This window comes from Fulvivirga sp. AWR4_260 (genome assembly GCF_056158185.1).
In genome coordinates, this window is sequence record NZ_JBSWSU010000015.1 from 4131728 (window position 1) to 4156870 (window position 25143).

At 37.7% G+C, this 25143-nt stretch carries 22 protein-coding genes and 1 other RNA gene; 7 read left to right on the forward strand and 16 right to left on the reverse strand.

Annotated elements, in window-relative coordinates:
* Position 1 precedes the first annotated feature (1 nt).
* Both ACXACQ_RS23280 and ACXACQ_RS23285 read right to left on the reverse strand, forming a co-directional pair.
* The gene (locus tag ACXACQ_RS23280; protein ID WP_474978410.1) at positions 2-1402 is read right to left on the reverse strand and encodes a tetratricopeptide repeat protein; all 1401 of its coding nucleotides are present in this window, start codon (positions 1400-1402) and stop codon (positions 2-4) included.
* Between the two features lie 135 nt (positions 1403-1537).
* Positions 1538-1696 (reverse strand): hypothetical protein, encoded by a 159-nt coding sequence (locus tag ACXACQ_RS23285; RefSeq protein WP_474978411.1) that lies wholly within the window; start codon positions 1694-1696, stop codon positions 1538-1540.
* A 1033-nt stretch (positions 1697-2729) separates the two neighbouring features.
* Between ACXACQ_RS23285 and ACXACQ_RS23290 the strand changes: the two genes are divergently transcribed.
* The 4 genes from ACXACQ_RS23290 to ACXACQ_RS23305 all read left to right on the forward strand — a co-directional run bounded on the left by ACXACQ_RS23290 (position 2730) and on the right by ACXACQ_RS23305 (position 7266).
* Positions 2730-2939, forward strand: coding sequence for a tyrosine-type recombinase/integrase (locus ACXACQ_RS23290; protein WP_474978502.1), 210 nt, complete (start codon positions 2730-2732; stop codon positions 2937-2939).
* An 82-nt stretch (positions 2940-3021) separates the two neighbouring features.
* A complete protein-coding gene (locus ACXACQ_RS23295; RefSeq protein WP_474978412.1) occupies positions 3022-5031 on the forward strand; it encodes an eCIS core domain-containing protein in 2010 nt (669 codons plus the stop codon).
* A 29-nt stretch (positions 5032-5060) separates the two neighbouring features.
* Positions 5061-5750 (forward strand): hypothetical protein, encoded by a 690-nt coding sequence (locus tag ACXACQ_RS23300; RefSeq protein ID WP_474978413.1) that lies wholly within the window; start codon positions 5061-5063, stop codon positions 5748-5750.
* Between the two features lie 658 nt (positions 5751-6408).
* Positions 6409-7266, forward strand: a complete 858-nt coding sequence (locus tag ACXACQ_RS23305) for a hypothetical protein (RefSeq protein WP_474978414.1) — start codon at positions 6409-6411, stop codon at positions 7264-7266.
* 88 nt (positions 7267-7354) lie between these two features.
* Here the strand turns inward: ACXACQ_RS23305 and ACXACQ_RS23310 are convergent, their stop codons facing one another.
* The 3 genes from ACXACQ_RS23310 to ssrA all read right to left on the reverse strand — a co-directional run bounded on the left by ACXACQ_RS23310 (position 7355) and on the right by ssrA (position 8831).
* Entirely contained in the window at positions 7355-7780 is a 426-nt protein-coding gene (locus tag ACXACQ_RS23310; RefSeq protein ID WP_474978415.1) for a group II intron maturase-specific domain-containing protein, read from the reverse strand.
* Positions 7781-8162: 382 nt separating this feature from the next.
* The gene (locus ACXACQ_RS23315) at positions 8163-8309 is read right to left on the reverse strand and encodes a hypothetical protein (RefSeq protein ID WP_474978416.1); all 147 of its coding nucleotides are present in this window, start codon (positions 8307-8309) and stop codon (positions 8163-8165) included.
* A 112-nt stretch (positions 8310-8421) separates the two neighbouring features.
* Positions 8422-8831: a transfer-messenger RNA gene (gene ssrA, locus ACXACQ_RS23320) on the reverse strand.
* A gap of 129 nt (positions 8832-8960) precedes the next feature.
* Between ssrA and ACXACQ_RS23325 the strand changes: the two genes are divergently transcribed.
* The 3 genes from ACXACQ_RS23325 to ACXACQ_RS23335 all read left to right on the forward strand — a co-directional run bounded on the left by ACXACQ_RS23325 (position 8961) and on the right by ACXACQ_RS23335 (position 11562).
* Positions 8961-9755, forward strand: coding sequence for a DUF481 domain-containing protein (locus ACXACQ_RS23325; protein ID WP_474978417.1), 795 nt, complete (start codon positions 8961-8963; stop codon positions 9753-9755).
* Positions 9756-9835: 80 nt separating this feature from the next.
* Complete coding sequence (dnaX, locus tag ACXACQ_RS23330) at positions 9836-10939, forward strand: DNA polymerase III subunit gamma/tau (RefSeq protein ID WP_474978418.1); 1104 nt, start codon at positions 9836-9838, stop codon at positions 10937-10939.
* A 212-nt stretch (positions 10940-11151) separates the two neighbouring features.
* Positions 11152-11562 (forward strand): hypothetical protein, encoded by a 411-nt coding sequence (locus ACXACQ_RS23335; protein WP_474978419.1) that lies wholly within the window; start codon positions 11152-11154, stop codon positions 11560-11562.
* Between the two features lie 9 nt (positions 11563-11571).
* On the opposite strand, the gene ACXACQ_RS23340 is transcribed toward ACXACQ_RS23335, so the two are convergent.
* From ACXACQ_RS23340 to ACXACQ_RS23390, 11 genes are all read right to left on the reverse strand, one after another.
* On the reverse strand, positions 11572-12498 hold the full coding sequence (locus tag ACXACQ_RS23340) for a DUF3078 domain-containing protein (protein ID WP_474978420.1): 927 nt from the start codon (positions 12496-12498) through the stop codon (positions 11572-11574).
* A gap of 52 nt (positions 12499-12550) precedes the next feature.
* Complete coding sequence (locus ACXACQ_RS23345; protein ID WP_474978503.1) at positions 12551-12931, reverse strand: response regulator; 381 nt, start codon at positions 12929-12931, stop codon at positions 12551-12553.
* Between the two features lie 256 nt (positions 12932-13187).
* A complete protein-coding gene (locus tag ACXACQ_RS23350) occupies positions 13188-15107 on the reverse strand; it encodes a LysM peptidoglycan-binding domain-containing protein (RefSeq protein ID WP_474978421.1) in 1920 nt (639 codons plus the stop codon).
* Between the two features lie 10 nt (positions 15108-15117).
* A complete protein-coding gene (locus ACXACQ_RS23355; RefSeq protein WP_474978422.1) occupies positions 15118-15756 on the reverse strand; it encodes an O-methyltransferase in 639 nt (212 codons plus the stop codon).
* Between the two features lie 29 nt (positions 15757-15785).
* Positions 15786-17021 (reverse strand): M16 family metallopeptidase, encoded by a 1236-nt coding sequence (locus tag ACXACQ_RS23360; RefSeq protein WP_474978423.1) that lies wholly within the window; start codon positions 17019-17021, stop codon positions 15786-15788.
* Positions 17022-17104: 83 nt separating this feature from the next.
* Positions 17105-17971, reverse strand: a complete 867-nt coding sequence (locus ACXACQ_RS23365) for a nucleoside phosphorylase (RefSeq protein WP_474978424.1) — start codon at positions 17969-17971, stop codon at positions 17105-17107.
* Between the two features lie 87 nt (positions 17972-18058).
* Positions 18059-18697 carry an acetyltransferase gene (locus ACXACQ_RS23370; protein WP_474978425.1) on the reverse strand — a complete coding sequence of 213 codons (639 nt, stop codon included), beginning with the start codon at positions 18695-18697 and terminating at the stop codon, positions 18059-18061.
* Between the two features lie 42 nt (positions 18698-18739).
* On the reverse strand, positions 18740-19987 hold the full coding sequence (locus ACXACQ_RS23375; protein WP_474978426.1) for a hypothetical protein: 1248 nt from the start codon (positions 19985-19987) through the stop codon (positions 18740-18742).
* Positions 19984-21258 (reverse strand): DUF2851 family protein, encoded by a 1275-nt coding sequence (locus ACXACQ_RS23380; protein ID WP_474978427.1) that lies wholly within the window; start codon positions 21256-21258, stop codon positions 19984-19986. Before ACXACQ_RS23380 ends, ACXACQ_RS23375 begins: the two co-directional genes overlap by 4 nt.
* A 9-nt stretch (positions 21259-21267) precedes the next feature.
* On the reverse strand, positions 21268-22089 hold the full coding sequence (gene pyrF / locus ACXACQ_RS23385; RefSeq protein ID WP_474978428.1) for an orotidine-5'-phosphate decarboxylase: 822 nt from the start codon (positions 22087-22089) through the stop codon (positions 21268-21270).
* 131 nt (positions 22090-22220) lie between these two features.
* The gene (locus ACXACQ_RS23390) at positions 22221-24938 is read right to left on the reverse strand and encodes an alpha-amylase family glycosyl hydrolase (RefSeq protein ID WP_474978429.1); all 2718 of its coding nucleotides are present in this window, start codon (positions 24936-24938) and stop codon (positions 22221-22223) included.
* Between the last annotated feature and the right edge of the window lie 205 nt (positions 24939-25143).

The window sequence follows — 25143 nt, forward strand, 5'->3', positions numbered from 1 at the left end:
GTTAATACTTCCTCTTGCCCATATGTTTATCCCAGTTTTCCACCAAGTCTATACAATAATCGGCTTTAGATTTTAGTATAAGTTTTTTTATCCTCTCATTGAAAATAATAAAGGCTATTACGCTCAATAAAATAAACACCACCCCACTAGCCACACCTGTAATCAGCCTATTATAAGCATTATTTTCCAATGCCTGTATTTTTGCATGATACTCATTAGCCTCACCTGCAAGTACTGATAAAAGTGGCTTTTTATCTATAGTATTAAACTCATCTCGCAGTTCGTTTTGACGGGCTTGCAAATCCGTGAGCGCAAAAATTTCACCATTACTAATTTTTGCTCCTGCTTTACTCATCATCTTCTCACTAACTATTGCCAATGCTACAGCCCCTTGCAATGGCTCATTAACCATGTCTTTGTCTGATATTTCTATAGCCTTGCGAGAAGTAGCCAAGGCACTAGCATAATTTCCTTCTTTTTGATAAAGCTCAGTTTCAATATTTAGTCTTCGCACCATCAAACGGCTATTATCAACATCCGCATTTGAAAGATTATGCGCTACATCCAACCAATTACGAGCCTCACTGAGATTTTCTTTATACAGATAAACTTCCGCCATATTATGGTAAATGTCTGACTTAGTTACATTATCCATATCCTTTTCGTACGATAGCGCAGCACTGTATTGCTCTAGTGCTTCAGCATACTGCTTGTCCATGAAATAAATTCTACCCAGTTCGTTATACAAATAAGCCAACCTAGACTCATTACTTATATCCATTTCTTTTTGAATACTTATAGCCTCAGTTAACTCCTGCTGCGCATCGGCCATTCGGTTAACTGATGGAGCAGAGTAACAAATAGCAAGATTAGTGCGTGAGATGATTTCATAACGCTGATCTCCTGCTTTTTGATAAATTGCAGCCGCTTTAGAAAAGTACGGAATAGCTTCCTGAAATCCCTTGGCATGCATAAACAAGAAGCCAACATTATTAAGATCATCTGCTTGCCGCGCCTCCTCTCCAAGCTTTCCGTATAGATTAATAGCTTCTAAATAATTATTTAAAGCCAATTTTAATTGACCATCTCTTCTTAAAAATATAGCAACTCCTGAGCGAGCTTTAGCTTCATAAAAGACATCTCCTTCTTGCTCAGCTAATGACAATTGCTTTTCTAAATAATGCTTTGCCAAGTCTGGATCTGACTTCTCATATACAAATGACAATTTATAATAAATCTCCATCTGCTCTTCGGGAGATTCAGAGGTTTTTAATAGCTTTTCTAACGATGCAGCATCGTCAGGAAGGGACTGTGGCTCTACAGCAAAATCAGAACATGCACTTAGCAGACATACCAGCGACATGAGCCATGCTGACCAGTACTTACCAAACGAATTATACATTAGAGGTTGGTTGTTTTAGGTTAAGATATAATATGCCTGCTAAGTTGCCCAATAATACCCCACTTAACAATTTAAAATGCAGTATTATATTACATTCATTCAATAATGAATGAGGGAATCATCTTAATATACTTATTAAGGCCTTCTTATTTCTTCACCTTCACCGCCTACAGTATCAGCCAGCTCGTCATGCTGTTTTTTAGGAGCAATATCCTCATTCGAGTCCGAACAAGAGAAAACACTTAATAATGAGAAGGTTAACAATAGCCCTAGTAATATTTTACCTAGTTTCATATGAGTTGTTATTTTTGGTTTTTATTATATTATCGCCTGAATTTAAGCATTTTATTCAGCACTTCAAGTTTACATAAATCATCATTAGGTTATGATAACTATTATTGCATAATAGTACACAAATATTGCATATACGATAATTAGTATAAAATATACGCTCTCCAGAATAAGTAATTTCATATTTCATTAAAAAACCTCATAAATAGCACGTAAAAGCATATGATTTTTCAGTAATATTTTAACATACATTTGCTACTGAATATAAAAGTGCATTTTACTATACTTGAAAAATAGAAAAGAATAGAGTTGCGAACTCCTTTATATGTTTATCATATAAAAAAAAGCTAAAAACAACAATAAGAACAACTCTTATCGAATAGCCTTACGAGCACTACAAATTATCAAAAGCAACATGTAATATACATACAGCCGTGAGTGATATCATTAAAGATTAAGGAGTTATAAAAGCAAAACGTGCGCTTTCTTACATATCTATATATGACTAATCCAAGTTTTATAAATTTACACCTTCAAAATTTAGCATAATGAAACGACCAACAACTTCCCTTGCCTGACTCTTATTGATTCTGTTTGCACTGATAATGAATTCCCCCATACGCCAAGCACGAAACGCACAAAAGCAAAAAATAAGTAATTGAAGTCGACTCCGACTAGTCATTACCTTTTGAGCAATACCATTCTTTCGAAACGTCCCCATGTGGGTATTGCTCTCTATTATAATTTACTAAGCGAGGTGGATTATATTTATATTTCATGACTTTAGCTAACTTCATTAGCATCGGAATCTATACTATTAGTTTAATTACAATTACCTCTTAAGTAAATAGATACCGTTATTATAACCACATATTCTAATACCGGATTAAAATTGCATCACACTTAGGCTTCTTACAGCCAAAAATGATGTAATGTGCAGTAGGGTATTATTGATTTAAGAGATTTACGCAAGAGATTATCAAGGAGGAGAAATGAGGGTTTTGATTAAAGGTTAAAGGCTTTTATTATTTCATAAATCAATGACACTAAAGTCAGGCAAGCAAAGATAACCAAGTCAGTTGTTCCTCACATGCTACGACATAGTTTTGCTACACATTTATTAGAGGCCGGAGTAAATCTTCGTCAAATTCAAGTGCTGTTGGGACATAATTCTAGTAAAACGACAGAGATCTATACTCATGTAGCCAATACCACTATGAAATTAATTAAAAATCCTTTAGATTGACCACCATAATAGAAATAAGGGAATGTTTGTGTACCTTATACAATTGTTATAGGCGATTCACCAAAACCGAAAAGAATTTATTATGCATACTCACGTTGACAAAATTCAAGAGAACAAAATTCAAGCGGTTGCGAATGCTATCTCTCAAAAGCAAAATGGTAGTAAGTCAACTTTTCAGTTTGTGGACAATCGACCTGAAGCCGTTGCTCAGCGGAAACTGCAAGAGGTGGCAAATAACCGTCCTCGCGTTACACAACTAAGGGCTTTTCAGGACATGACGAATGATCATGCTATTAAACAAGAACAGCCTGTTCAAAAGAAAGAAAACAACACCGGTCTTCCAGACAACCTCAAATCAGGCATAGAAAATCTTTCCGGTTATTCTATGGATGATATAAAAGTGCATTATAATTCTGATAAACCTGCTCAACTGAATGCCCATGCTTATGCTCAGGGAACAAATATTCACATAGCTTCAGGACAGGAAAAACATCTCCCTCATGAGGCTTGGCATGTGGTGCAGCAAAAGCAAGGACGGGTAAAGCCTACGAGGCAGATGAAAGGTGAAGTGAATGTGAATGACGATGCAGGATTAGAGAAAGAGGCTGATTTTATGGGAAAAAAGGCATTGTCATCAGGCAACAACGATGCGATGCACAAAAAAGGTCCAGTCGAAAAAAACACCAAAAGCTCCATAAGTCAAAAAGGGGAATTTGCAATACAGAGGAAATTAACCGATGGACAGGGAGAACCTCTCAGCGATGCATCAATCGAAAAATTGAAAGAGCTCTTCTTATATCGTCATGGTAAAGCAGATTTTGAGAGTTTTCACACAATGATCGATCGTCATCAAGAAAAAGAGGAAGGCATGACACTTGAAAACTTGGTTGACGAAGTTAAAGGAAACAAAGACAAGAAGCTCAAAAGAGTATCCTATCTCCTAAGTCTCATACTTCATCAATTTCAAGATTGGACTGGTAATGAGAAAACCGCAATCAGTGGGAATGATGCTTGGGATACTTTTGAGAAAGGGACTAATCTTATTCGATCCTGGGTTCGGAACTTTCCTTTGCTCAATGAGCCTGGAGTTGATGAGGAAGCGATCCCTCTGTTACATCCTGAACTTGCTAAATTCAACATTCCCCATGATCATCTAGGGCAGGTCACTAGGATCAAACAAGATCAGTGGCAGGCAGCTGCAGTGGCTGAAAGAAGGGCCGGACGTCTTTCAACGATGGGGTTCTTGGAATTGAAACGAGCCCTTGAAGAGTTAACTTCTGGGTCTGAGAATGTAATAAAGTTAAGACTTAGCCGCGATGTTGTTCACGAAGGTTTTGAAAGTGGCCCTCCAAAAATGGTGAAAGTCGGGACAGTCGAAATTCCAAAGTACGCGGTAAGCGCTGAAGCTTCATCAAAGGCTTTGCGATTTTTCAGTCTCACGTCACTCTTTAAGTCTGGCAAATATTCCGAAAAGTTTAAAGTGATACTTAAAGAATTGGATGTTGGTCATAAATTCGTTGACCAAGTGGAAAATGTGTTGCATAGGAAAAAAGGAGCACAAGTAGATGCAAAGGTCGATTTCAGTTTTTTGGCTTTGCTATCTCCAAAAGATGGTAGCCAAGAAGTGATGGGTGCTAACGGCCAAGTTCTGGGTGATGGTTCTTATATGTTCACTATCGACCCATCTTTTAGAGTCCGATACATGCCAGCGGCAAATTATGTTGGGGAAGGAGGAACGGCTAAGAATTTCTTCCAGTTTATTCCTCATTCGCAGTTGGCTTCTCTTGGAGCAGTTGTGGCTGCGGGTAATTTTGTCATATCAAAAGGTAAATTCGTTTGGGTAGACAATGGTAGCGGTCATTATCGTGTAACCCCATCTGTTAATACAAGTAATGCGAAAGCAGGATTGAAAAATCTAGGATACGACATCTCCGGAGTACGTTTCTTGTCCCGCAGTGATGGCGAATTAGATGACACCTACAAAGAAGGAAATGCAATTTTAGACGGGCTTCCTGAGGGTGAGCACAGACCTGTAATGACACCTGAAATTCAAGCACTACAGAGAGCAATGGATCAGATGAAGTCAGCTTAATTTGTCTTTCAGTAAGGAACTTTGTTACTATGAATGAAAATCTAAACTCTTTCTTGACAGCGGATAACCTTGATAGATTACAGCACGCAAAAAGAGAACTGAAGGATTTGGATGAGAAAGATATAGACCTTATAAAATCCATCTTAAATAAATGGGAAGATTCAAATGCCGTATCAAATATTTTGATTTATCCCTCCCTGTTACCGCAAGATATTCGCCTTAAAGCTATTCTCAAGGCATTAGGAAATCAACAAAATCCATATATCACTTTGGCAGCAACCTTGGGTTTGGAAGATTTGAGCTCTAATTCTTTTTTAGAAGAAGAAAGAAAAATGGTGATAATTAGTGTTCTGAAAATCATTGAACAAAATGATAAAATAATAGCAGATCGTGCCTCTTTATCAATCTTACCTTTTCTGAAAAAAGAGAACGTAAAATGGGTCATTAAATTACTATCAACAAAGTCAGACACGATTTTTCATAACTTGCTCAGCTGGTTATACAATTCAGTTGCATACTCAAGTTATACTGAATTGAGGGAGATATTAGAGGAGGAAAACGCTCCTAAAGAGGTGCAGCTCAAAATAAACAGAATTCTCGAAAAGGATGAGCAGGGTGTAGCAAGAGGCTTTCCTAGCCTTATAGCTTTACCTCTTTACTCATACATACCAGATCGATATGAAATTCATAATCTCAGATATAGATTAGATTCCGAATAATGCCTATAATCGTGTAGACGGCCGTGAGCTTTAAGCCCACGGGTGCGCCTCACACACCACGTAGCGTACGGGTCTCGTTCTACACGGTTCATTGAATCTCGGGTTGTATTCCTTCTGTCTGCTTAAGAAAAGGCTATAAAGGCTCAAAGACCAGTATTCCTAATCGAATTACGACACGATTCAATGTTCAGCCCTTCATTATCTAGTGAGGCCTCCTTGTTTTTCAAGGCTCGTTACCAATAACTACTATGACTTCGGCTGACTTCTCCCTACCCAACCCGTGAGCGAGAGACCTCCCCAGGTAAGGGCATATTCCTTCACCCAATATCCACTGGATCTATTGCATAGGTGCTGAGTGGATAACCACTTTTGGACGTCAGTATGATGTGCTACTTCATCCGACTCATGCAGCCTCAGTATCCAGTTCCTGTTCGTTGGAACCGGGATTTGCAGTCTCACTTCCTTCAGTGCATGCCTCACGACAAACCACCTTGCGACTTGCTAATGCTTCGGGACACGACTCCCGCGCATAAGGGACTTTCACCCTCTGGAATAATTTGGTATCTTAGATACCATATGCCCATGCTGGGCACACACAAAACCTAAACTGCATTAAAACGCAGTTTAGCTGGAACGTTGTGTGTAATTTTACGACTATATGAAACAAATTTTACTCTTTGCATTATTCTTAATTGTTATAAATTCTGTCCAAGCCAACAATTTAAAAGACGATTTACAAGGCAATTGGCTATGCACAAAGATAATTGACAGTAATTCACAACCAACTGTCGGGAAATTTGGAGCGTCTGATGAATACCTTAAATTCAGTTTTAAAAAATCTAAACTGTCAATTACCGAATCTCCATTTGACCCTAGTCTATTAGGATTTACTATAAAGTATGGCTCAAATTATATCGACCTGATTCCTGGTAGTGTTTATAAAATTCCTGAGCAAGTATATTATATTAAAGATGTCTCAGACGAAAAATTGGTTATGGCGACATTGAATCCATCAGGCGATTCTATTTATTACCACCTTATTAATGAAAAATCGCTTATTAAGGAATTTGACCCAAAAAACGACATTGTTGATTTAGGACTGATCGTGATCAAGCATTTAAAACTAGATGATGGAAAAGGAGCAAATAGAGTCTCTCAATATATTATTCCAAATACTAGGGAGTTTTTAAACCCAAGCCCAACATTTAATGATTCTAAATCTGCCTCATTTGGGCATTATTTTTCGATTAATTTTAAATTTCCTGATTCTTTCCCAATTGATAGTTTGTCAAAAGAATTGATAGTTGATTTTGATATTAAAACTAAAGACATTGATAACATAAAAGTTATTCAGGGGATTAGTACAGATTTTGATCAAAAGGTAGTAGCAATCCTTGAAAAAACTAGAAAGAAATGGCTTCCATTAAAAATTGAAGATGTAGAAACGGACTGTAGGGTAAGATTTCATTTCGTCTTCTATCTCGGTAAGATGGAAATGATAAAATTTGGAAAGTAACTACACACAATCGTGTAGACGGCCGTGAGCTTTAAGCCCACGGTGCGCCTCACACACCACGTAGCGTACGGGTCTCGTACTACGCGGTTCATTGAATCTCGGGTTGAAGTTTGAGGTAATAATCCAGCATGCTTTTATAACCTTTCTTTCTTAGTCGTGATACGGTAATGGTAGTTCTAAGAATAGGACTTTGGGCTACCGCCCAGCCTCCCATTCTGGTTCTACTCCAGGCATAAGCCTGTCCTTGTTTCACTCGTAATTGGATGAGGTTTTTACGTTTTCGCTCTGGCTTTTTCCAGTCGTGCCAAATACAGTATCTCAGTCTATTGCGTAACCATTCGTCTAATTCCTTCACCTTGGCTTGTATACTAGCCAATCGGTAGTGTTGCAGCCATCCGGTAAATACTTCTTTCAGTTTGGTCAGTCGTTCAGCTAAGCTGTATGGTTTGGTCTTTTTTGAACAAGCCTTGAGCTTGCGTTTCAAGGTTTTCCATCCTGACTTATTGACTACCATTTGGTACTTGCCTTTCTCTCCCTTTTTGTAGGTAGATACGAAGCCATACCCTAAAATCTTGAAGTTATTAGGCCTGCAATTGCTATTTTAGTCATTGCCGCAATTTATTAGAGCGGAATTTTGATTGCAAATAGAATCGTGTTAACTACAACATCACAGAAAATATGCTAAACACTTCATTAGATATATCATAATCAAATGCCTCAATTATGGCCATTTTCTTAACATTGACTCCAACCTGAATTTTTTCACCTTCCACATCTTCCCCACCTATCGCATATCCATCGGAGAGCAGAGCACTTAATTCAGATATTACCTTCCTAGCTACAGAATTTCTTTTAACGATATTATTCGTTTCATTTATACCTTCAGAAAACCTCCTTCATTTCAATTCCTCCTTACACTCATTCCAAACATGATATACAACATGCCATCTTTTTTTAATGTCACCGTGCGGATTATCCTCATCACTAAAGTTTACCAATCTAGCAGGTACATACATGTACTTTTTTCCTTTACCTTGCTTCATTTAACCTTTTATGAGAGTGCAAAAAACGACCTAGGAGTGGCAACTTTAGTGGCAAAAACCGCCATTTCAAAATAAAAAAACCCGCTTTACTTACTGTAAAGCGGGTTTTTACGTGTGGAGCCGGAGGGATTCGAACCCTCGTCCAGTGAAGGCCACTATCGTGTCTTCTACATGCTTAGTCGTCTTCAAGTTTTCGAGTAAAGCCAGGTAGACAACAACCAAACTTCACCTTATTTGCGCTTATTTTCGCACCGGCATCACAACCCTACCAGCACTAGTTCTACTGAGTCGACATTCCATGATCAGTACCTGTAGAACATAGGTCCTGGGGAATGTGGCTCGGTACCGCTTTGGCGGTTACCGCTTAAAGCCTTTAGATTTCAACTACTGAGCTGAAATTAGGCAGCCATGGCGTAATTAGATTCGCCAATTGTGTTGTGGAACTATCTTTCAAGGCTCTCATCCCATGAGCCTGCATGCTTACACACGTAATCACACATCCTGTCAAAACCGGTCGGCCCCGGATTTTTGCAAGGGTGCAAATATACAAGGATTTTATATGCCATAACAAATATCCTGTAAAGAATATATTGAAATAAGTTTTTCTAATCTACTGTGTTTTTTATTTTCGCAGGTAAACCTCAATAAAATATGAAGACATCAATAGTTTTTATTCTTTTTTCGTTAATAACACTTAACGTTTCTGCCCAAATACTTAAAGTCAAAAAGGGCAGCATAGATTCAGACTCTTCCAATTATTTTATGGGAGGCATTGGCACCGACTTTAAAGTCAACAATAAAAGTACCACAGCAGAAAAGCAAGTAACATATGTAGGCTTAGAGGCTGAGAGTGATGTTATTTATGTAGGTAAGAAGCACGCTTACATACTCATTAATGAACTTGATTATTATAAATCTACAGGTGGCCCATTAATAAGCACAGGATACACCCATTTCCGTATCAATCTAATGCGCAAAAACAGACTATCTTACGAACTATTCACACAGGTTCAGTACGATGATGGTCGTAACATGCCCCTAAGGTACTTAGAAGGAGGAGGCTTAAAATATAGACTCATCAGTAATGAAAATGCTCAACTATTTATGGGCATTGGAGCCATGTATGAACGCGAAAATTGGAAACGCCAGACTGAAGATGGAGGTATTATTGAAAAAGGAATTCTAAAAACCAGTAGCTACATAAGTGGTAACTTCCCCATTAAGGACATCATGAATATCAATGTCATTACCTATTATCAAGGCGGGTATGATAATGACAGCGATGTTTTCAGAAACAGATTTAGTGGCGATTTGGTAATAGCATTTAAGATTACCAACAAACTAGCCTTTAAAACCTCATTTACCGCACAGTACGAAGACAAACCTATTATCAACATCAATAAGTTTGTATATGAAGTAACTCAAGGCCTCGCCATAAGCTTCTAAATTTTAATTAGTTGAAACAATTTCATCACTAACTTTAATTGTTTCTTTTCAGTTTCACCAACACTTGTTAACTTCGAGCGATGGATAAATTTGTTGTTTCAGCACGTAAGTACAGACCAACCGGTTTTGAAGAAGTAGTAGGACAAAGTCATATTACAACTACCCTAAAAAACGCTATAGATAATAATAAGCTAGCACAAGCTTTATTATTTTGTGGACCTAGAGGAGTAGGAAAAACTACGTGTGCGCGAATTTTAGCCAGAATGATCAATGGGTTTGATGAAAAAAGTGACGGCAATGCTCTCAATATATTCGAACTCGATGCTGCATCTAACAACTCGGTAGATGACATCCGTAACTTAATAGATCAGGTAAGATACCCTCCTCAATATGGAAAATACAAAGTATATATCATAGATGAGGTTCACATGCTTTCGAATGCGGCTTTTAATGCTTTCCTTAAAACACTAGAAGAACCACCAGAATACGCTATTTTCATATTAGCAACTACTGAAAAGCACAAAGTAATACCTACTATTTTATCGAGATGTCAGATCTTTGATTTCAACAGAATTCAAGTATCAGACATATCAGATCATTTAAAAAGAATTTCTGAAACAGAAGGTATTAAAGCAGAAGAGCAAGCGCTTCACCTTATTGCTCAAAAAGCGGATGGCGCGCTAAGGGATGCCTTGTCCATTTTCGATTTGATTGTAACATTTTCTTCAGACAGAAATGTTACGTATCAATCAACCATAAACAACCTACACATTCTTGATTACGAATATTATTTCAAGGTTGTTAACTATCTGCTTCAAGAAGATATCACTAATTCATTATTGATATTTGATGAGATTATAAAGCAAGGTTTTGATGGACATAACTTCATCATTGGCCTCTGCGAACACCTAAGAAACCTTATGGTATGCAAAGACAATGCTACCGTACATCTTATGGAAGTACCTGCTAATACCAAAGAAAAATACATAGAGCAGGCCAACCAATGTAGTAAGTCCTTTTTACTTACTGCTTTAAATATTGCCAACCAATGCGACCTCAATTATAAAGGAAGCAAAAACCAGCGTTTACATGTAGAGTTGACTTTAATGAAGTTAGCTCATATTAATGCTGCCATATCTTTAGCTGCCCAAACTGGTGACAGCCTAAAAAAAAAAGTGAATTAGAGGATAAACAAGAAGAAGCACCTGCACCGGAGAGTGAGGCAAGGGAGATTCCTACTACAGGCAATAGCAGCCCTACCAGCACACCTGCAAGTGCTCCAGCCCCTAACACACCTCCTCCAACAAAAAAGCTAAGCTCTTCTAAACTAAAGAAGACCGCAAAAATACCTACTAACTTAGATGCTCTTCTTACAAAACCTTTTGAAGAAGAAGAGGTGAAGAAAAAGGATGAGCCTGATATCAGTGAAACTTATGGAACTGATCCTTTTACTACTGAGCAGCTAGCCAAAGTTTGGAATGACTACGCTGAAAGTAGAAAGGTTGAAGGAAAAAATTCTGAGTACATGGTTATGAAGCAGCAAAAGGTGATGAAAGGCCCCACTAATATCATGCTTCAGCTCAACAACCCTGTTAACTTCGATATTCTGGATAAATTTAGAGCTGACCTAATAGGACACCTGAAAAAGACTTTAAACAACAGGCTAATCACTCTTGATGCTGAACTTTTAGAAGCTAAAGCAACAAGAATGATATATACTAACCGCGAAAAGTTTGATTATTTGGCAGAGAAAAAGCCTATCCTTAATCAACTTAGAGATAGGCTTGGATTAGATACTGACTTCTAATAGTCAGTATCATTTAGTCTCTTTGTAGTTCTTAAACTTGTATACTATACCCAAATTCATAGCTTGACTTAGCTGTACATCATCCACCTGATCATAATCATAGATTAATATACCTCCAAGCGATACATCAACAAATTTATTGACCTTCGCTGCTATATTAACATCTAACCTATGATCAAACTTTCTGGCCTCCATATGCTTATAGTTAGCAAAAAACATATATTTCCATTTCAGGTTTAAGTTCTCTGCAATGTCCTTATTAAAATCTGCCACCATCTGAAAAGCTAAAAGCTCAGTACGGATTTTATCTCCCGGATCTACCCCGTATGCACCTGCATCAGAGAGCTCCTCATTATTCACCACTGTTAACCGCGGAGAAAATGGCCCGAAGCGAACTTTAAAGTACTCTACCGGATGGTATTCCACCCCCCATGATGAGGTAATAAAGGCTGGAGCCAAAAATGAAGATATCAAACTATCATACACCGAGCCATCAGCACGCTCTACTTCATACTCATAACCATCATCAAACTGAGTAAGAACGGTTAAGGAAGTAAAGAAATCCCATTTCTTAGATAATTCTCTGCCATATTTAGTATCCAAATAAAGGCGGTCAACAGATTTTCTACTACCTTGTCCTTGATTTTTAAGAATACCATATGCCAAGTCAATAGTATTATCCCAAGAATGTACGTCTCTAGTGTAATTCGCCTTATAAGTAAGGAATGTATTTAACCCAATAGAGTTAACTCCACCCCCCTGCCAGTTATCAGAAAATGATGCTTGGTTAAAACTTAACCCTGCTCTAAAATCTTTTTTCCAGTAGGTGGTATCGGGGTTGGCCGTAGCCTGCTGCTGCGCTCTCCCTGGGACTGCTATTAGAAAAAAAGCTAATATCCCAAGGAATGAAATGGTCTTGATGTGTTTTAAATGCATTTATACTCTTAATTTAACAATTTATGCTAATTTAAGAATATAACCTGTAGTCTTACAAATTGTTTACCTTAACTTCTTCTAATGCGTTTTCAGTTAAAGGTTTGGTGATGAATTTGATAACGTGATTGTTATTTACAATTTTATCAATATCCCTTTTATTATCAGAACTAGACAGAATAATTACTTTACATTTATCCTTAATGGTATCGCTGAATTTTTCAAATTCATATAAGAAAACAAACCCATCTACAATAGGCATGTTAATATCAAGAAATATTAGATTGGGTAAATCTTCTATACGATCCTGATTTTCTCGTAAGTAATCCAATGCACTTTTGCCAGAGTTTTTCACCTCTACTCTTTTAGCAAACTTTGTGATTTCAATGATTCTTTTACTAATAAAGTTATCAGTGTCATTATCATCTACAAGCATTACCAAATCTATCGCCTTAGAGTCACTCAACGTTATTGCTGGTTTAGTTAAAATTTATAATGTCTAAAAGTACAAATTAGTATGAAAATTACCTTTTCATTTGAATACTAATTTTGCCCTTACAGACATATTTACAAACATAATGATTAAAAATATTTTTTCTAACTGATAAAAAAATACTAACTCATAAATTATGTAACATTATCCAATAAGTCCTATAAATTACTCAATTATAAGAGAATAACAATCAGTTATTTTACCTTTTTATAATTTTTATTTTCTCTCCCTGGTGAATGTTATAGTCCGTTTTATTATTCCATCTTAAAATATCTTGCAAGGAAACTTCATACTTTCTAGCTATACTATACAATGTATCTCCCTGGCTTACAGTATGGTAAATTTCTTCGCCTTTATCTAAAGGCTGTACTTTTGGCTCATTTTTAACCGGTGGCGCACCGTTAGAGTAAATCACTAATTTTTGATCAATGCTCAACCCATCAGAAATAGTCATATTATTCCAGTCTAGCATTTCTTTAATAGTTACTCCATATTGTCGGCTTATTGAATAAAGCGTTTCTCCTGGCTGCACCACATGCACTTGCCTACCTCCGCCTCCTTCAAAAACTTTTTCTTCTACCTGTTCTTCAACACTTTCATACTCATTTCCATCAACAGCTTCTTCCTGATCATCCTCTACATGAATCACCACTACTTCTCGCTCCTCCTCAACCGGGTCAGCTTCCGCACGGTCACCATCTTGCTGCACCTGCCCCACAGGATGCTGCAAATCAACAGGAGGTGTTACTCGTGCTGGGTCTGGTGCTATTTTAGTTTTGATTGTGGTTATCACTTTCTCTTCCACATTAGGGTCATTTTTCACCTCACTATATTCTACCCCTACCCTTGCAGGCCTGATGTAACGCAACCAAAGCACTCTTCCAGGTTTCACCTGAGATGTCTCCCCATTTTTTATTCTATTCTTGGCTTTAAGTTTATTCAATTTAATGCCAAACTTTTGAGAAACGGACCACAGGTCTTCACCATACTGCATAGCATAATAATGCGTTTTGGCTTTATTTCTCTTCTTTTTAAAGTAATAAACCTGACCTGGCTCTACTTTATCACTAATATCTATATCATTATATTTCAAAAAATCACTAAGATCAACCCCTCCCTTTTCGGCCATAGCCGCATATCTATCTCCAGCGGCAGCTATCATACCAGGCATTCCATTAATATCTGTTACCTGACCTGACTTTGCCTCAGCTATATCATCGAACTTCGGAAAGCTTTCGGCATTAGGAAAATCATAATTTACTTTCCTACTTACATTTGGCTCATCATTATCATTATCTAAAGCTGCAAGATTTACATTTTGCAATTTGGTAACGGGCACTATTACGGTATACCTTCTATCATCCGGAATTTTACCCTTCTTCAGCCATTTATTATAATCTTGCAACTGAGCCAAGCCTACACCTATTTCATCAGCGATATCTTCTAATGACTTATTAGCTCCTTTTGTATACTCTTTTAACTGTGTAGTGGCATTTCCTGAAATAGCTCCTTCGAAAGCTACTTTATGCGCAAGGTACTTTTTCACATACCAATAGGTCTTTTTATCTACCACCATTGAATGCGCCCCTTTTTCACCTTTACCCAATACCCTCATAGCACCTCCGGCTCCCATCTGATACGCCTGCAATGTATGTAACCAGTTGTCAAAAAACTGATTGTTCTTTTTCATGTATCTTGCCGCACCCCGTGACGAGGATACGATATTCATCCGTTCGTCCACATGCTTATCTACTCGCAGCCCCACTTCCATTGCTGTAAAATCCTTAAACTGCCAGAAGCCTACAGCATCAGAAACAGACACCGCATCTGAGATTAATGCACTTTCCTGAAGCACCAAGTACTTAAAATCATCATGCAAACCTTCTTCTTTAAACACTCTCTCTATTATAGGAAAGTATTCACGAGCTCGCTCCACCTTAATATTAAAGTACTTAGGACTCTTTGTTAAAGCATCAACATCTTTTTGAATTTCCTTACGGGCACTTTCCATAATACGAAGTTTGATTCCTGCAAACTCCATCCGCGTAGGAACACGCGGCCCCTGAGCTAAGGCTAGCCCAGGTAAAATGACTAATAGAAGAAGTAGTCTTACTGGCATTAATTTTATATTATAATTTCCTCATAACCATTAAACCATCTCTGATTGGCAAAAGAACGTTTTCCACCCTAGGATCATTATGTACTTTGGCATTAAAATCTAATAATACCTGAGTATCTTTTGTCACGTTCTCTTGATTGGCAACCTTCCCTTTCCACAATACATTATCTGCGATAATATACCCGCCACTACTAATTTTATCTATAACCATATCATAATAATTAGTATAGTTCTTCTTATCAGCATCGATAAAAACAATATCGAACTCCATATCTAAAGTAGGCACCAACTCCATAGCATTGGCTATTCGGTAGTCTATCTTATCAGAGACATTGGCCTTATCAAAATACTGCCTTACCATGTCTTCTAACTCCTCATTGATATCTATAGTTAACACCTTGCCGCCTTGCTGCAACCCTTCTGATAAGCATATGGCAGAATAACCAGTAAACGTGCCTATCTCCAATATATTTTTAGGTCTTATCATGTGACTAAACATTGACAGCACCCTACCCTGCAAGTGCCCAGATATCATGCCCGGCATTAAAACCTTGGTATAAGTGTCTCTGGTTAGTTCTTGAAGAATAACGCCTTCTCCTGTAGAATGTTCTTCTACATATTTCTGCAATGCTTCTGAAAGTATTTCCATATTGGTATACGATTTACAGTTATTATCAATTAATCGGCAGGAAGATAAGTTAACAAGCTCATTTTATCTTCATCAAACATCTCATTCGCAATATCCTGAAGCTGTTCGGCTGTAGTAGATTTAATGACCTTAAAAATAGATTCTAACGGTTCTATTTCTTCCTTATCTAGCAAACTTTTGGCCATCATCAGCATAAAACTAACGTTATTCTCCTCCGCCATAGCCAACTGCCCCATTAGTTGCTCCTTGGCTGCATGCAGCTGCAGCACCCCCAAAGACTTTTCTTTTAGCTTAGTCAGTTCTTTCTGCACTAGCTTTATACTCTTCTTTAACTGGCGAGGCTCAGTAGCAAAAAACACAGCAAAAAGCCCGGTATCTATATACGATTGGATACTCGCATCTATAGAATAAACAAAACCATACTTTTCCCTTAGCGCTAGGTTAAGCCTACTATTCATACCAGGCCCGCCTAAAATATTCACTAACAAAAAGAAAGGAAGTCTATTTTTATCATTTAAAGGATACGAATCTCTACCCAATGCACAGTGAGCCTGTGTTATGCTTCTAAAAACTTCTTTAGAAACGGGCTTATAGGTATTAAAAGTTTTGCGTTCTCTTTGAGCAGTTAATCGAGGTATTGGCTTTAAGTATTTCTCCGCCAATTTCACCACTTTTTTAAAAGGAATATTGCCTACCGAACTGAATATGATCTTATCAGTATTCATATTCTCCTTTATAAACTCCTGAAAGTCCCTTTTATGAAATGAATTTACGCTATCGGCTGTACCTAATATATTTCTACCTAAAGCATGGTCTTTATATATCAGCTCATCAAATTCGTCCTGAATAGCATCCTCTGGGCTATCATAATACATGGCCATTTCTTCCAGTATTACATTCCTTTCTTTTTCAATTTGCTTTTCAGGAAACACAGAATCAAAAGTGATATCTGCCAGCAGCTCTACCGCCTTATCGTAATGTTTATCGAGAATAGAAGCGTAAAAAGCTATTTTCTCTTTTGTAGTGTAGGCATTGAGCTCACCACCCACAGAGTCTATTCTATTTAATATATGAAAAGCTTTGCGTTTTTGAGTGCCTTTAAAAGCCATATGTTCCCAAAAATGGGCAATACCCTGATTTTCGAAATTTTCATCTCTACTTCCAATATCAAGCATAAAGCCACAGTGCGCAATCTTTGTATTTGTAACTTGTCTATGAATTACCCTTATACCGTTGGGCAGGGTCATCATCTCAAAATCATCCATCGTTCATCCTTTTCAGACCCGCAAAGCTAAGGCATTTTTTATTTTACAAAGCCAAAATATCAGGAGAGATATAACTCGTTAGCTTATTCGCACAACCTATTTAAGACCTTCTGTATTAGTGAATCTACCACATCGGTAGCGTTATCAGCAAACTCATTAGTTATTCTATTGGCTATTATAGCATTAGCACTTAATACTTCGTGCCCCAAAAGCCTGCCCATTGAATAATAGCCCGAGGTTTCCATTTCAAAATTGGTGATCCAAAAATTATCGTTATGGTAATAAGTTAACCTTTCTAATAATTTAGGATTTTTGAGATCTAGCCTCAATTTTCTGCCTTGAGGCCCATAAAATCCAGGACAGGTAACGGTATTACCAATGATCATGTCATCTCCTTTGATTTTATTTTTTAGTGTTTCTGAGCCCCTAACCACATATGGTTCAAACGGAAGCTCCAAACTCTTTTGAAGTTCAGCTCCGCGTTGCTTTTCAAATGCATCTTGCGGCAGGTTATAAAAGCACATAAGTGTATCTAGGCCTATAGCATAATCAGACAGTAAATGCGAACCTAGTGGTATGTCTTGTTGCAATGCCCCTGAAGTGCCTACTCGAACAATATTCAGTTTCTTCTTTTTATTCTTCACTTCCCTCTTCTTCAGGTCAATATTCACCAAAGCATCGAGTTCGGTAAGAAATATTTCAATATTATCAGTACCCATTCCGGTACTGATAACTGTGATTTTTTTCCCTTTATAAGTACCCACATGCGTAATGAACTCACGCCTGTTCATTTCAAAATCAATATCATCAAAATATTTGCTGACCATGTATACTCTACTAGGATCTCCTACCGTTATTATATTTTCGGAGATATTTTCTGGCAACAAATTCAAGTGATAAACACTATTGTCTTTATTTAATATTAATTCAGACTCTGGAAGTTTATTCATTTCTATTTCAGTGGGCGTTTAAAGCGAAATATAGCTATTTAAAGGTGATAATAAAATAAAATACCACTTTAATAACAACTTAACTCTTTATCGATTAACCTCTTGTGCAGGATTACCAAACACCGTTTTCCCTGCAGCCACATCTGCTATTACTATAGACCCTGCTCCTATTCTGGCTCCTTTTCCTATTTTCACTCCACTTACTATCACCGCTCCTGATCCTATAAACACCTCATCTTCCACTTTTACACCGCTATTGATTACACTTCCTGCTCCTACCTGCACAAAATCACCAATCTCGGCACTATAGTCTACCACTGAATTAGTATTTAAAATACAATGGTTAGATACTTTTGCATTATCTGCTACCCTTGCTCCCATATTAATGAAGTTACCATGACCTATATGAGCCGTTTCGGCTATTGTAGATGCCTGATGAATAGCATTAACAGGCATAATCTTTCTTCGCTCATTGAGCAACTTCACTATGCTTTTTCTCACCTTGTTATCATCAATAGCAACAAATGCTTCACATTTTTTGCCGATAAACTTAAGGTAACCATCATCATCCATAGCTCCTAAGACAGATATTTCATCTATTTCAGTACCATGTAGTGCCTCATCGTCATCCAAAAAACCATAAATAAGTATTTCGTTGCTATCAAATATATCTCTTGCTGCACGCCCTAAATTATTGGCGCCAAAAATCATTACCGGATTCTTCATGCTTCGTTATCTTTATGAAGCTGCAAAGTTACACGCATGGTTTTATTTAACCAATCTATTGAGCTTATTACACAAAGGATTATCCCACAAAGCCATGAGCCAAACAAAAGAAAAATAACCTGCTTTGTACCTTGATAAGGTACCAAAATTAGGCACAGAAAGTCCCATAAAAACAGCCAACAGCACAACATAGAGCAGTATAGAAATTGCAAGAGCAGAAAAATGCTTTTTATTCTTCAGGAGATGATATACATTAACCATCAAAAAGAAGAAAAGAATAGTATTTTCGAGAGAACATAATAACTTTAGCCCATTAAAGAACTCACCGAAAAAGGGCCGAAACAGTCCATTAAAACATGCCTCTGGGCTATGCATTATTAAGCTCACCAAAGTAGGTTCAAGCTCATTATAAACGAATGTATCACCCTGCTCTGAAATCTCTTGAAATGTATAGTAGTTTCGGGTTACTACTTCGGATATATAATCTAATTTAAAATTAGGATGCAGAAAGCTTACCGAAACCAAAACAACTGAAGCCACTAGTGGAATAGTCACTATTCTCAACCAAAGATTGAACCGCTCACTCCATTTTAGCCAAAGCCATAGTAAGCACACCAATATTAACACTGCCAAGTAGTAATACTTAGTCTGCCAAAGCAAAAACAGCATTAAAACAGACAATAAGACATCATAGTACCTGAAGCGTGCCTTAGCCTGAAGATATTTTATAATTAAGGCCATTAAATAAAAAAGCGCCCCTACAGATATAGCTTCTTTAAGGATTCCTGCACTCCAAAACACAACAGATGGCAATATGAGGAAGGAAAATATAATGGCTACTTTTTGACCTTTCCACTGAGCCAAAAGCTGGCGCACCAAAGTGATACTTCCAAAATAAGAAAACACAGAAAACCAAACCGAGGTCATCCAATAATTATTGCAAGTAAAAAGATTAACTATACTTACTATTTTGGCCATAAAAATGGCTCGCGGCTGTTCGTAAAACATCGAAAATGAGTCACTCGACTGGCCACACATGATTTTAAAGTAAGCGTAAGGACTTTCATACAATTGATCTGCCACCGCAGCCCCAACTTCAAAATAACGGAAGGTATCACCTGTAGAATAGTAATGCGTATATAATAAGCCTATTGCAAACCCCGCAAAGATTTTCAATAAAATGGTAAAACAAAAAGTAAATACCCCGAGTACTACCCCCTGATACCTGTATAATAAATAGATGACAATTGAAAAAGCTACAATATTGAGCAGCAAAAAAATAACACTCATGAATTACGAATTAAACTAATGCCTACATTACAGGACAAACATCGCTTTTCCATACAATAATTATTATATAGCTGAATGTAGGCTTGACTATCAAAGGCACTCTTCACCTCTCTTCCCTGTGTTTTCCAAAGCTTAACAATCTTATTATTCTCTGCAGAAGTAGCCTCCAACAGGCTGATGGCATTATCGATATATGAATCATCTCCGGTGTACTTTCCATACGCCACTTGCAGAGGCACCGCAGTATTGATTAATAAATTTTCAATGCTACTTTTCCCTAGCATTGGCAGCTTTTTATCAGACTCTCGACCAAACATATAATGATGTTGCCAATATGTAGGAAGCTCCATTCTAACCTTAGTGACCAGATCTTTCAAACTCTTCAAATTAATCAGCATGTCAAAAATGCTATAATTATGCTTTAACACAGTGAGCCATTGAGCCAAACGTACAGTGGGAAAATTAGCAGGCCGCAATCTCAAAAACAGCCACTGGTGTTCATCCATAGAGACTAGCCCATACTTGTGCGATAAAAATTGGTATTCATTTCTAAGGAGTGCGCGGTATTCTCCTTGATCATCATTATCTAAAAAACCTGCTACACCAAACACCAAGGCCTGCAGCTGCACCTCATTATTTATATGTTTTTGAATCAACTTTTGAGGCAAGAACTGTGATAGCTGAAAAAAGCTTTCGGCATTTATTTTAAAACCGAAATTTTTCGCCAAGAGTTGATGTGCTGTTTCTTGCCAATTATTAGTATTGTTAGCCAGTAATTTCAGCACTAGTGATGCTTTAATGTGTAAGCGCTCAAGCAGCATCTTATCTAACAAAGAGAGCCAAACCAAAGGCTTTACCCTTTCAAAAAGTCCACTACAAGGAATAGCGACCTTTTTATTAACCAGCTCTTGATAATTAAATATCAGTCTTTCATCAATTTTACCAGAAAGGCTTAAGGTTGGAATTTCACTACCATCTTCCCTTAAAATGGGCTTATCATTTTGCCACACCACATGCAGCACCACACTGTTATATGACTTATCGAATTGATGCAGGTGCTGGTTCCAGTCCGAAGACTTAACATGAATTTCAACATGACCTCGCCATTCAATGCCATCAATTAAGATTTTAGCCTCCTTAAAATCAGGTCCTGCATCATTATTATAAAATCCGGGGTGAATTACATTTAACTCATTTCCCAGAGCTGTTAGAAGCTCTCCTTTCTGAAAATACTGATACTGCCATATAAAATGAAGGAAAGCCTCTTTCATAGACCTGATTTATTCCATGAACTTATCTATATATAATTTCATTTCTTTTTGTAATGCTTCTGCTTCTTTAGCAGCCACTTCGGCAAAGTCTTCGTTCTGAGAAGCATAGATAATCCCCCTAGAAGAATTTACTAACAACCCACATTCGGGAGTCATACCATACTCAGAAACGTCTTTAAGGCTACCACCCTGAGCTCCTACACCAGGCACAAGAAAGAAGTTTTTCGGTGCAAGCTTACGTATCTCCCCTATTTTATCAGCCCTTGTAGCGCCTACAACAAACATCAACTCATCTTCTGATGCCCACTCCTGGCTTTTCTTGATCACATGTTCATACAAGGCCTGATCACTCTCCCTATCGGTTAAAAGTTGAAAATCCGCACTACCAGGGTTAGAAGTATGTGCTAACAAGATAACCCATTTATCTTTAAACTCAAGAAATGGCGTAACAGAATCACGTCCCATATACGGAGCCACTGTAATGGAATCAAAATCCATATTATCAAAAAAGGCTTTAGCATAAAGCTTAGAGGTGTTGCCTATGTCCCCTCTTTTTGCATCTGCGATGGTAAAAATATCTTCAGGAATATAAGCCACTGTTTTGGCTAAGCTTTCCCATCCCTTGGCTCCTAAAGCCTCATAAAAAGCAATGTTTGGCTTGTATGCTACTGCAAAATCTTTAGTAGCGTCTATTATGCGCTTATTAAACTCAAAAATTGGATCTTCAAATTCATGCAAGAATGCAGGTATCTTTTCAAGATCGGTATCTAACCCTACACATAAGTAAGATTGCTTTTTCTTAATTTGTTGTATCAGTTTAGCCTTATTCATAAAACAAAAATAAAAAAACAAATCAATAGAAAGCTGATATTCAGCTAAAGATACTCCACTGACGTACAATCTCTAATAAATAAAAAAAGCCTCCTCAAACTAAGGAGGAGGCTCACTAACAATCACCACTCTTACTTCTTCTGAATTAATTTAGTAGTAATTCCATCTTCAGTGATAAGCTTCAATACATAAATTCCTGATTTCAGCCCTATCAAATCAATCTCATTATTCTCAACTTTTACGTCATTCAATATTTGCCCTTTACTGTCTAATAGCATTACATCATTTACCTGATTACCTGCTATATGCAACACATCACTTGTAGGGTTTGGATACACCTCCACACTTACCGAACTTTTTATATCATCAACACGAGCTGTTATACTATTCACCTTAGTTATTTTCAACCAATTGATATTCCAATCAGACTGCAATGCGTAAATACCAAAATTGTAAGTTCCTGCATTTATATTAACCATGTGCGACACTGTTGTCCAATTTTGCCAACCACCTGTATTAGCAAAACTAACTTCACCCAGCACATTAGCTCCTGCGTTTACATCTAAAGTGAAATTACCTCCATCACCTCCGCTTGCTACGCGGTATTCAACCATGTAGGTTCCGCTTTCTGGGATATTAATATTAGCGTAAGACATCCAGTCTCCAGCGTTAATATAACCCACATTACTACCGCCTTCAGCACAAGCTTCCACTTCTACTCCACTCATAGACGCATAGCTTTCAGCCTCTATAGTAAGCTCAAAATTCGCTTGACTTACTGCTTCTATGGTCCATTGACTACTATAAGCTCCCTCTCCAATGCCTTCAGTATATTCTGCATAACCTAGGAGGTTTTCAATATTTATGTAGCTATCACTTTTCCATCTATTCTGTATTCTCACATACCCTGAGGTCTCCACTAACTCCCATTGAGCGCTCCAAAAGTCAGTACCTGCCCCTGACGCTTCCACATAAGCTAACTCGTGTTCTACATTTAATAAATCTCCTGTAGCTCTATTTTTGAACAATATGTATCCATCTACCGTAAGTTGCTGCCACTGCGCATTCTCTCCTGTAATATCGCCATACTTAGCTTGGTCGCCATCATCGTACAGGTAAGCATTATTCCATCTGTTTTTAATTGTTACATACCCATCCGTTCCCTGTGGAAGTACCGCAACCACCACCTCATCAGTGGCCGTTAAATCACCATCACTTACAGATAGCCTAAACACATAGGAATGACCTGCCTGCAAACCTTCAACCTGTGCAGTTAACTGATGAGAAGAAGTTATACTTACAGCATCGCCCGAAACTTGAGTCCATTCAACAGATAACTGATCTCCATCTTCATCAGTAGCACTACCTTGAAGTATAGCACTTAAAATATCACTACTCAACGATTGATCGGCTCCGGCATAAACTTGAGGAGCATGATTACCAGAATCACCTGTACCTTTCTTAAACACTTTATATTCAAAAGCACCCAGCGAAATTGTGCTGCCTAGCGATATGGATCCGTTGCTGTAAGCATCGCTCCATCCTGTTTTAGAAAGCTCACTTGGCAAAGACACTGCCCCTTGATTACCTCGTAAATTAATAGCCACTAGCACCTGCTCACTTCCATATGTTTTTGTAAACGCGAGGATATCATTATTACTAAAATTCCAGAGATCGCCACGTCTTATTGCAGCACTTTCTGTTCTAAAGCTCAATATTTTTGAGTACTCATTAGCTATGGCAGGATCTCCATTCCAGTCGATATCAACAGCGGTCCATGGCCATGGGTTACGCTCATTAAAACCAACCTCTTGTCCTCCATATAAAAATGGCACACCCCTCATGTAAGCACACGCTACAAAGTTTGCCATAATTGCAGATTGAGAACCAAAGACTTTCATTGCAGGTCCAAACTCATCATCCCTTCCGTTTACATCATGATTATCAGTAAACCTCACCACGCGCTGATTTGGATTGGCAGTGCTATATTCAGAATTAGTTACCTGTTGCAAAACATTGACAGACGCCCCGTCCTTTACATCAGTAATACCATCGTAGTAAAATCTAAATCCAAAAATCATGTCGAAGCCTGCGGTAAAAAGATCTGTTCGATCACCCTCAGCAAATAATATCAAATCGTGAGAAGAAATCCCTCTCAAATTATCAACAGCTTGTTTCCAAAAATCTGTGGGAGGATTATTAGCATAATCCATTCTATAGCCATCAATATTGGCCGCAAACACCCAATATCTTAGAGCTTCTATCACTTGATTTCGCATTTCATAATTATCAAAATTAAGAGCTGCTACATCCTGAAATTCTGGCAAAGGTTGAATTTCCCCTGCCCCATTGCGGACATAATAATCCGGGTGCTGAGATATCCATTGGTGGTCCCATGAGGTCTGGTTAACTACAAAATCTAACATCACAGCCATGTTTCGCGCATGAGCCTCATCTACCAAGTGTCTTAAGTCATCTAATGAACCAAACTCACTACCCACCGTTTTAAAATCTTTTACACAATAGGGAGATATGGTACTTCTTGAATCTTGGCCTACAGGATAAATAGGCATTAAATAAAGGACATTTGTACCTAATGCTTTTATTTGATCTAAGCGCGAAGTAACTCCGTTAAGGTCTCCATTTTGACTAAACGCCCGAATGTTAACCTGATACATATTTACATCTTTTGGGTCAGGCACACCTGAAAAAGGCGTACCGTATTGTGGAGGATCCTGTGCCAACACTGGTAGTGACAAAAGCAAGAACAGGCCACAAATGAATAAATACTTGTAATTACGCCAGCGCATGATCACGCTGACCTTTGGGTGGTGTTTTTTTAATTTCATTTTTATTGGGATTAGGTATTGTTTATTTAGCACCTCTACCATTTCGCTCACGGCTACATTGGTAGTAAGCTGCTAAACAACAAAGCACGTTGTCAACCCAATTATTCACAAAATGTAATTAACAAATATAAATAATTATAAACTCAAATAATATTTAATTACCTGACAATCAAACATTTAAAACAAAACCGGATTTACAAAAATA

Excerpts from the sequence above, each read along its gene's own strand:
- ACXACQ_RS23305 (WP_474978414.1), top strand. The coding sequence starts at position 6,409 with ATGAAACAAATTTTACTCTTTGCATTATTCTTAATTGTTATAAATTCT.
- ACXACQ_RS23350 (WP_474978421.1), bottom strand. The coding sequence starts at position 15,107 with ATGCCAGTAAGACTACTTCTTCTATTAGTCATTTTACCTGGGCTAGCC.
- ACXACQ_RS23300 (WP_474978413.1), top strand. The coding sequence starts at position 5,061 with ATGAATGAAAATCTAAACTCTTTCTTGACAGCGGATAACCTTGATAGA.
- ACXACQ_RS23280 (WP_474978410.1), bottom strand. The coding sequence starts at position 1,402 with ATGTATAATTCGTTTGGTAAGTACTGGTCAGCATGGCTCATGTCGCTG.
- ACXACQ_RS23355 (WP_474978422.1), bottom strand. The coding sequence starts at position 15,756 with ATGGAAATACTTTCAGAAGCATTGCAGAAATATGTAGAAGAACATTCT.
- ACXACQ_RS23365 (WP_474978424.1), bottom strand. The coding sequence starts at position 17,971 with ATGAATAAACTTCCAGAGTCTGAATTAATATTAAATAAAGACAATAGT.
- ACXACQ_RS23285 (WP_474978411.1), bottom strand. The coding sequence starts at position 1,696 with ATGAAACTAGGTAAAATATTACTAGGGCTATTGTTAACCTTCTCATTA.
- ACXACQ_RS23380 (WP_474978427.1), bottom strand. The coding sequence starts at position 21,258 with ATGAAAGAGGCTTTCCTTCATTTTATATGGCAGTATCAGTATTTTCAG.
- ACXACQ_RS23370 (WP_474978425.1), bottom strand. The coding sequence starts at position 18,697 with ATGAAGAATCCGGTAATGATTTTTGGCGCCAATAATTTAGGGCGTGCA.
- ACXACQ_RS23325 (WP_474978417.1), top strand. The coding sequence starts at position 8,961 with ATGAAGACATCAATAGTTTTTATTCTTTTTTCGTTAATAACACTTAAC.
- ACXACQ_RS23315 (WP_474978416.1), bottom strand. The coding sequence starts at position 8,309 with ATGAAGCAAGGTAAAGGAAAAAAGTACATGTATGTACCTGCTAGATTG.
- dnaX (WP_474978418.1), top strand. The coding sequence starts at position 9,836 with ATGGATAAATTTGTTGTTTCAGCACGTAAGTACAGACCAACCGGTTTT.
- ACXACQ_RS23295 (WP_474978412.1), top strand. The coding sequence starts at position 3,022 with ATGCATACTCACGTTGACAAAATTCAAGAGAACAAAATTCAAGCGGTT.
- ACXACQ_RS23390 (WP_474978429.1), bottom strand. The coding sequence starts at position 24,938 with ATGAAATTAAAAAAACACCACCCAAAGGTCAGCGTGATCATGCGCTGG.
- ACXACQ_RS23360 (WP_474978423.1), bottom strand. The coding sequence starts at position 17,021 with ATGGATGATTTTGAGATGATGACCCTGCCCAACGGTATAAGGGTAATT.
- ACXACQ_RS23340 (WP_474978420.1), bottom strand. The coding sequence starts at position 12,498 with ATGCATTTAAAACACATCAAGACCATTTCATTCCTTGGGATATTAGCT.
- pyrF (WP_474978428.1), bottom strand. The coding sequence starts at position 22,089 with ATGAATAAGGCTAAACTGATACAACAAATTAAGAAAAAGCAATCTTAC.
- ACXACQ_RS23310 (WP_474978415.1), bottom strand. The coding sequence starts at position 7,780 with ATGGTAGTCAATAAGTCAGGATGGAAAACCTTGAAACGCAAGCTCAAG.
- ACXACQ_RS23345 (WP_474978503.1), bottom strand. The coding sequence starts at position 12,931 with ATGCTTGTAGATGATAATGACACTGATAACTTTATTAGTAAAAGAATC.
- ACXACQ_RS23375 (WP_474978426.1), bottom strand. The coding sequence starts at position 19,987 with ATGAGTGTTATTTTTTTGCTGCTCAATATTGTAGCTTTTTCAATTGTC.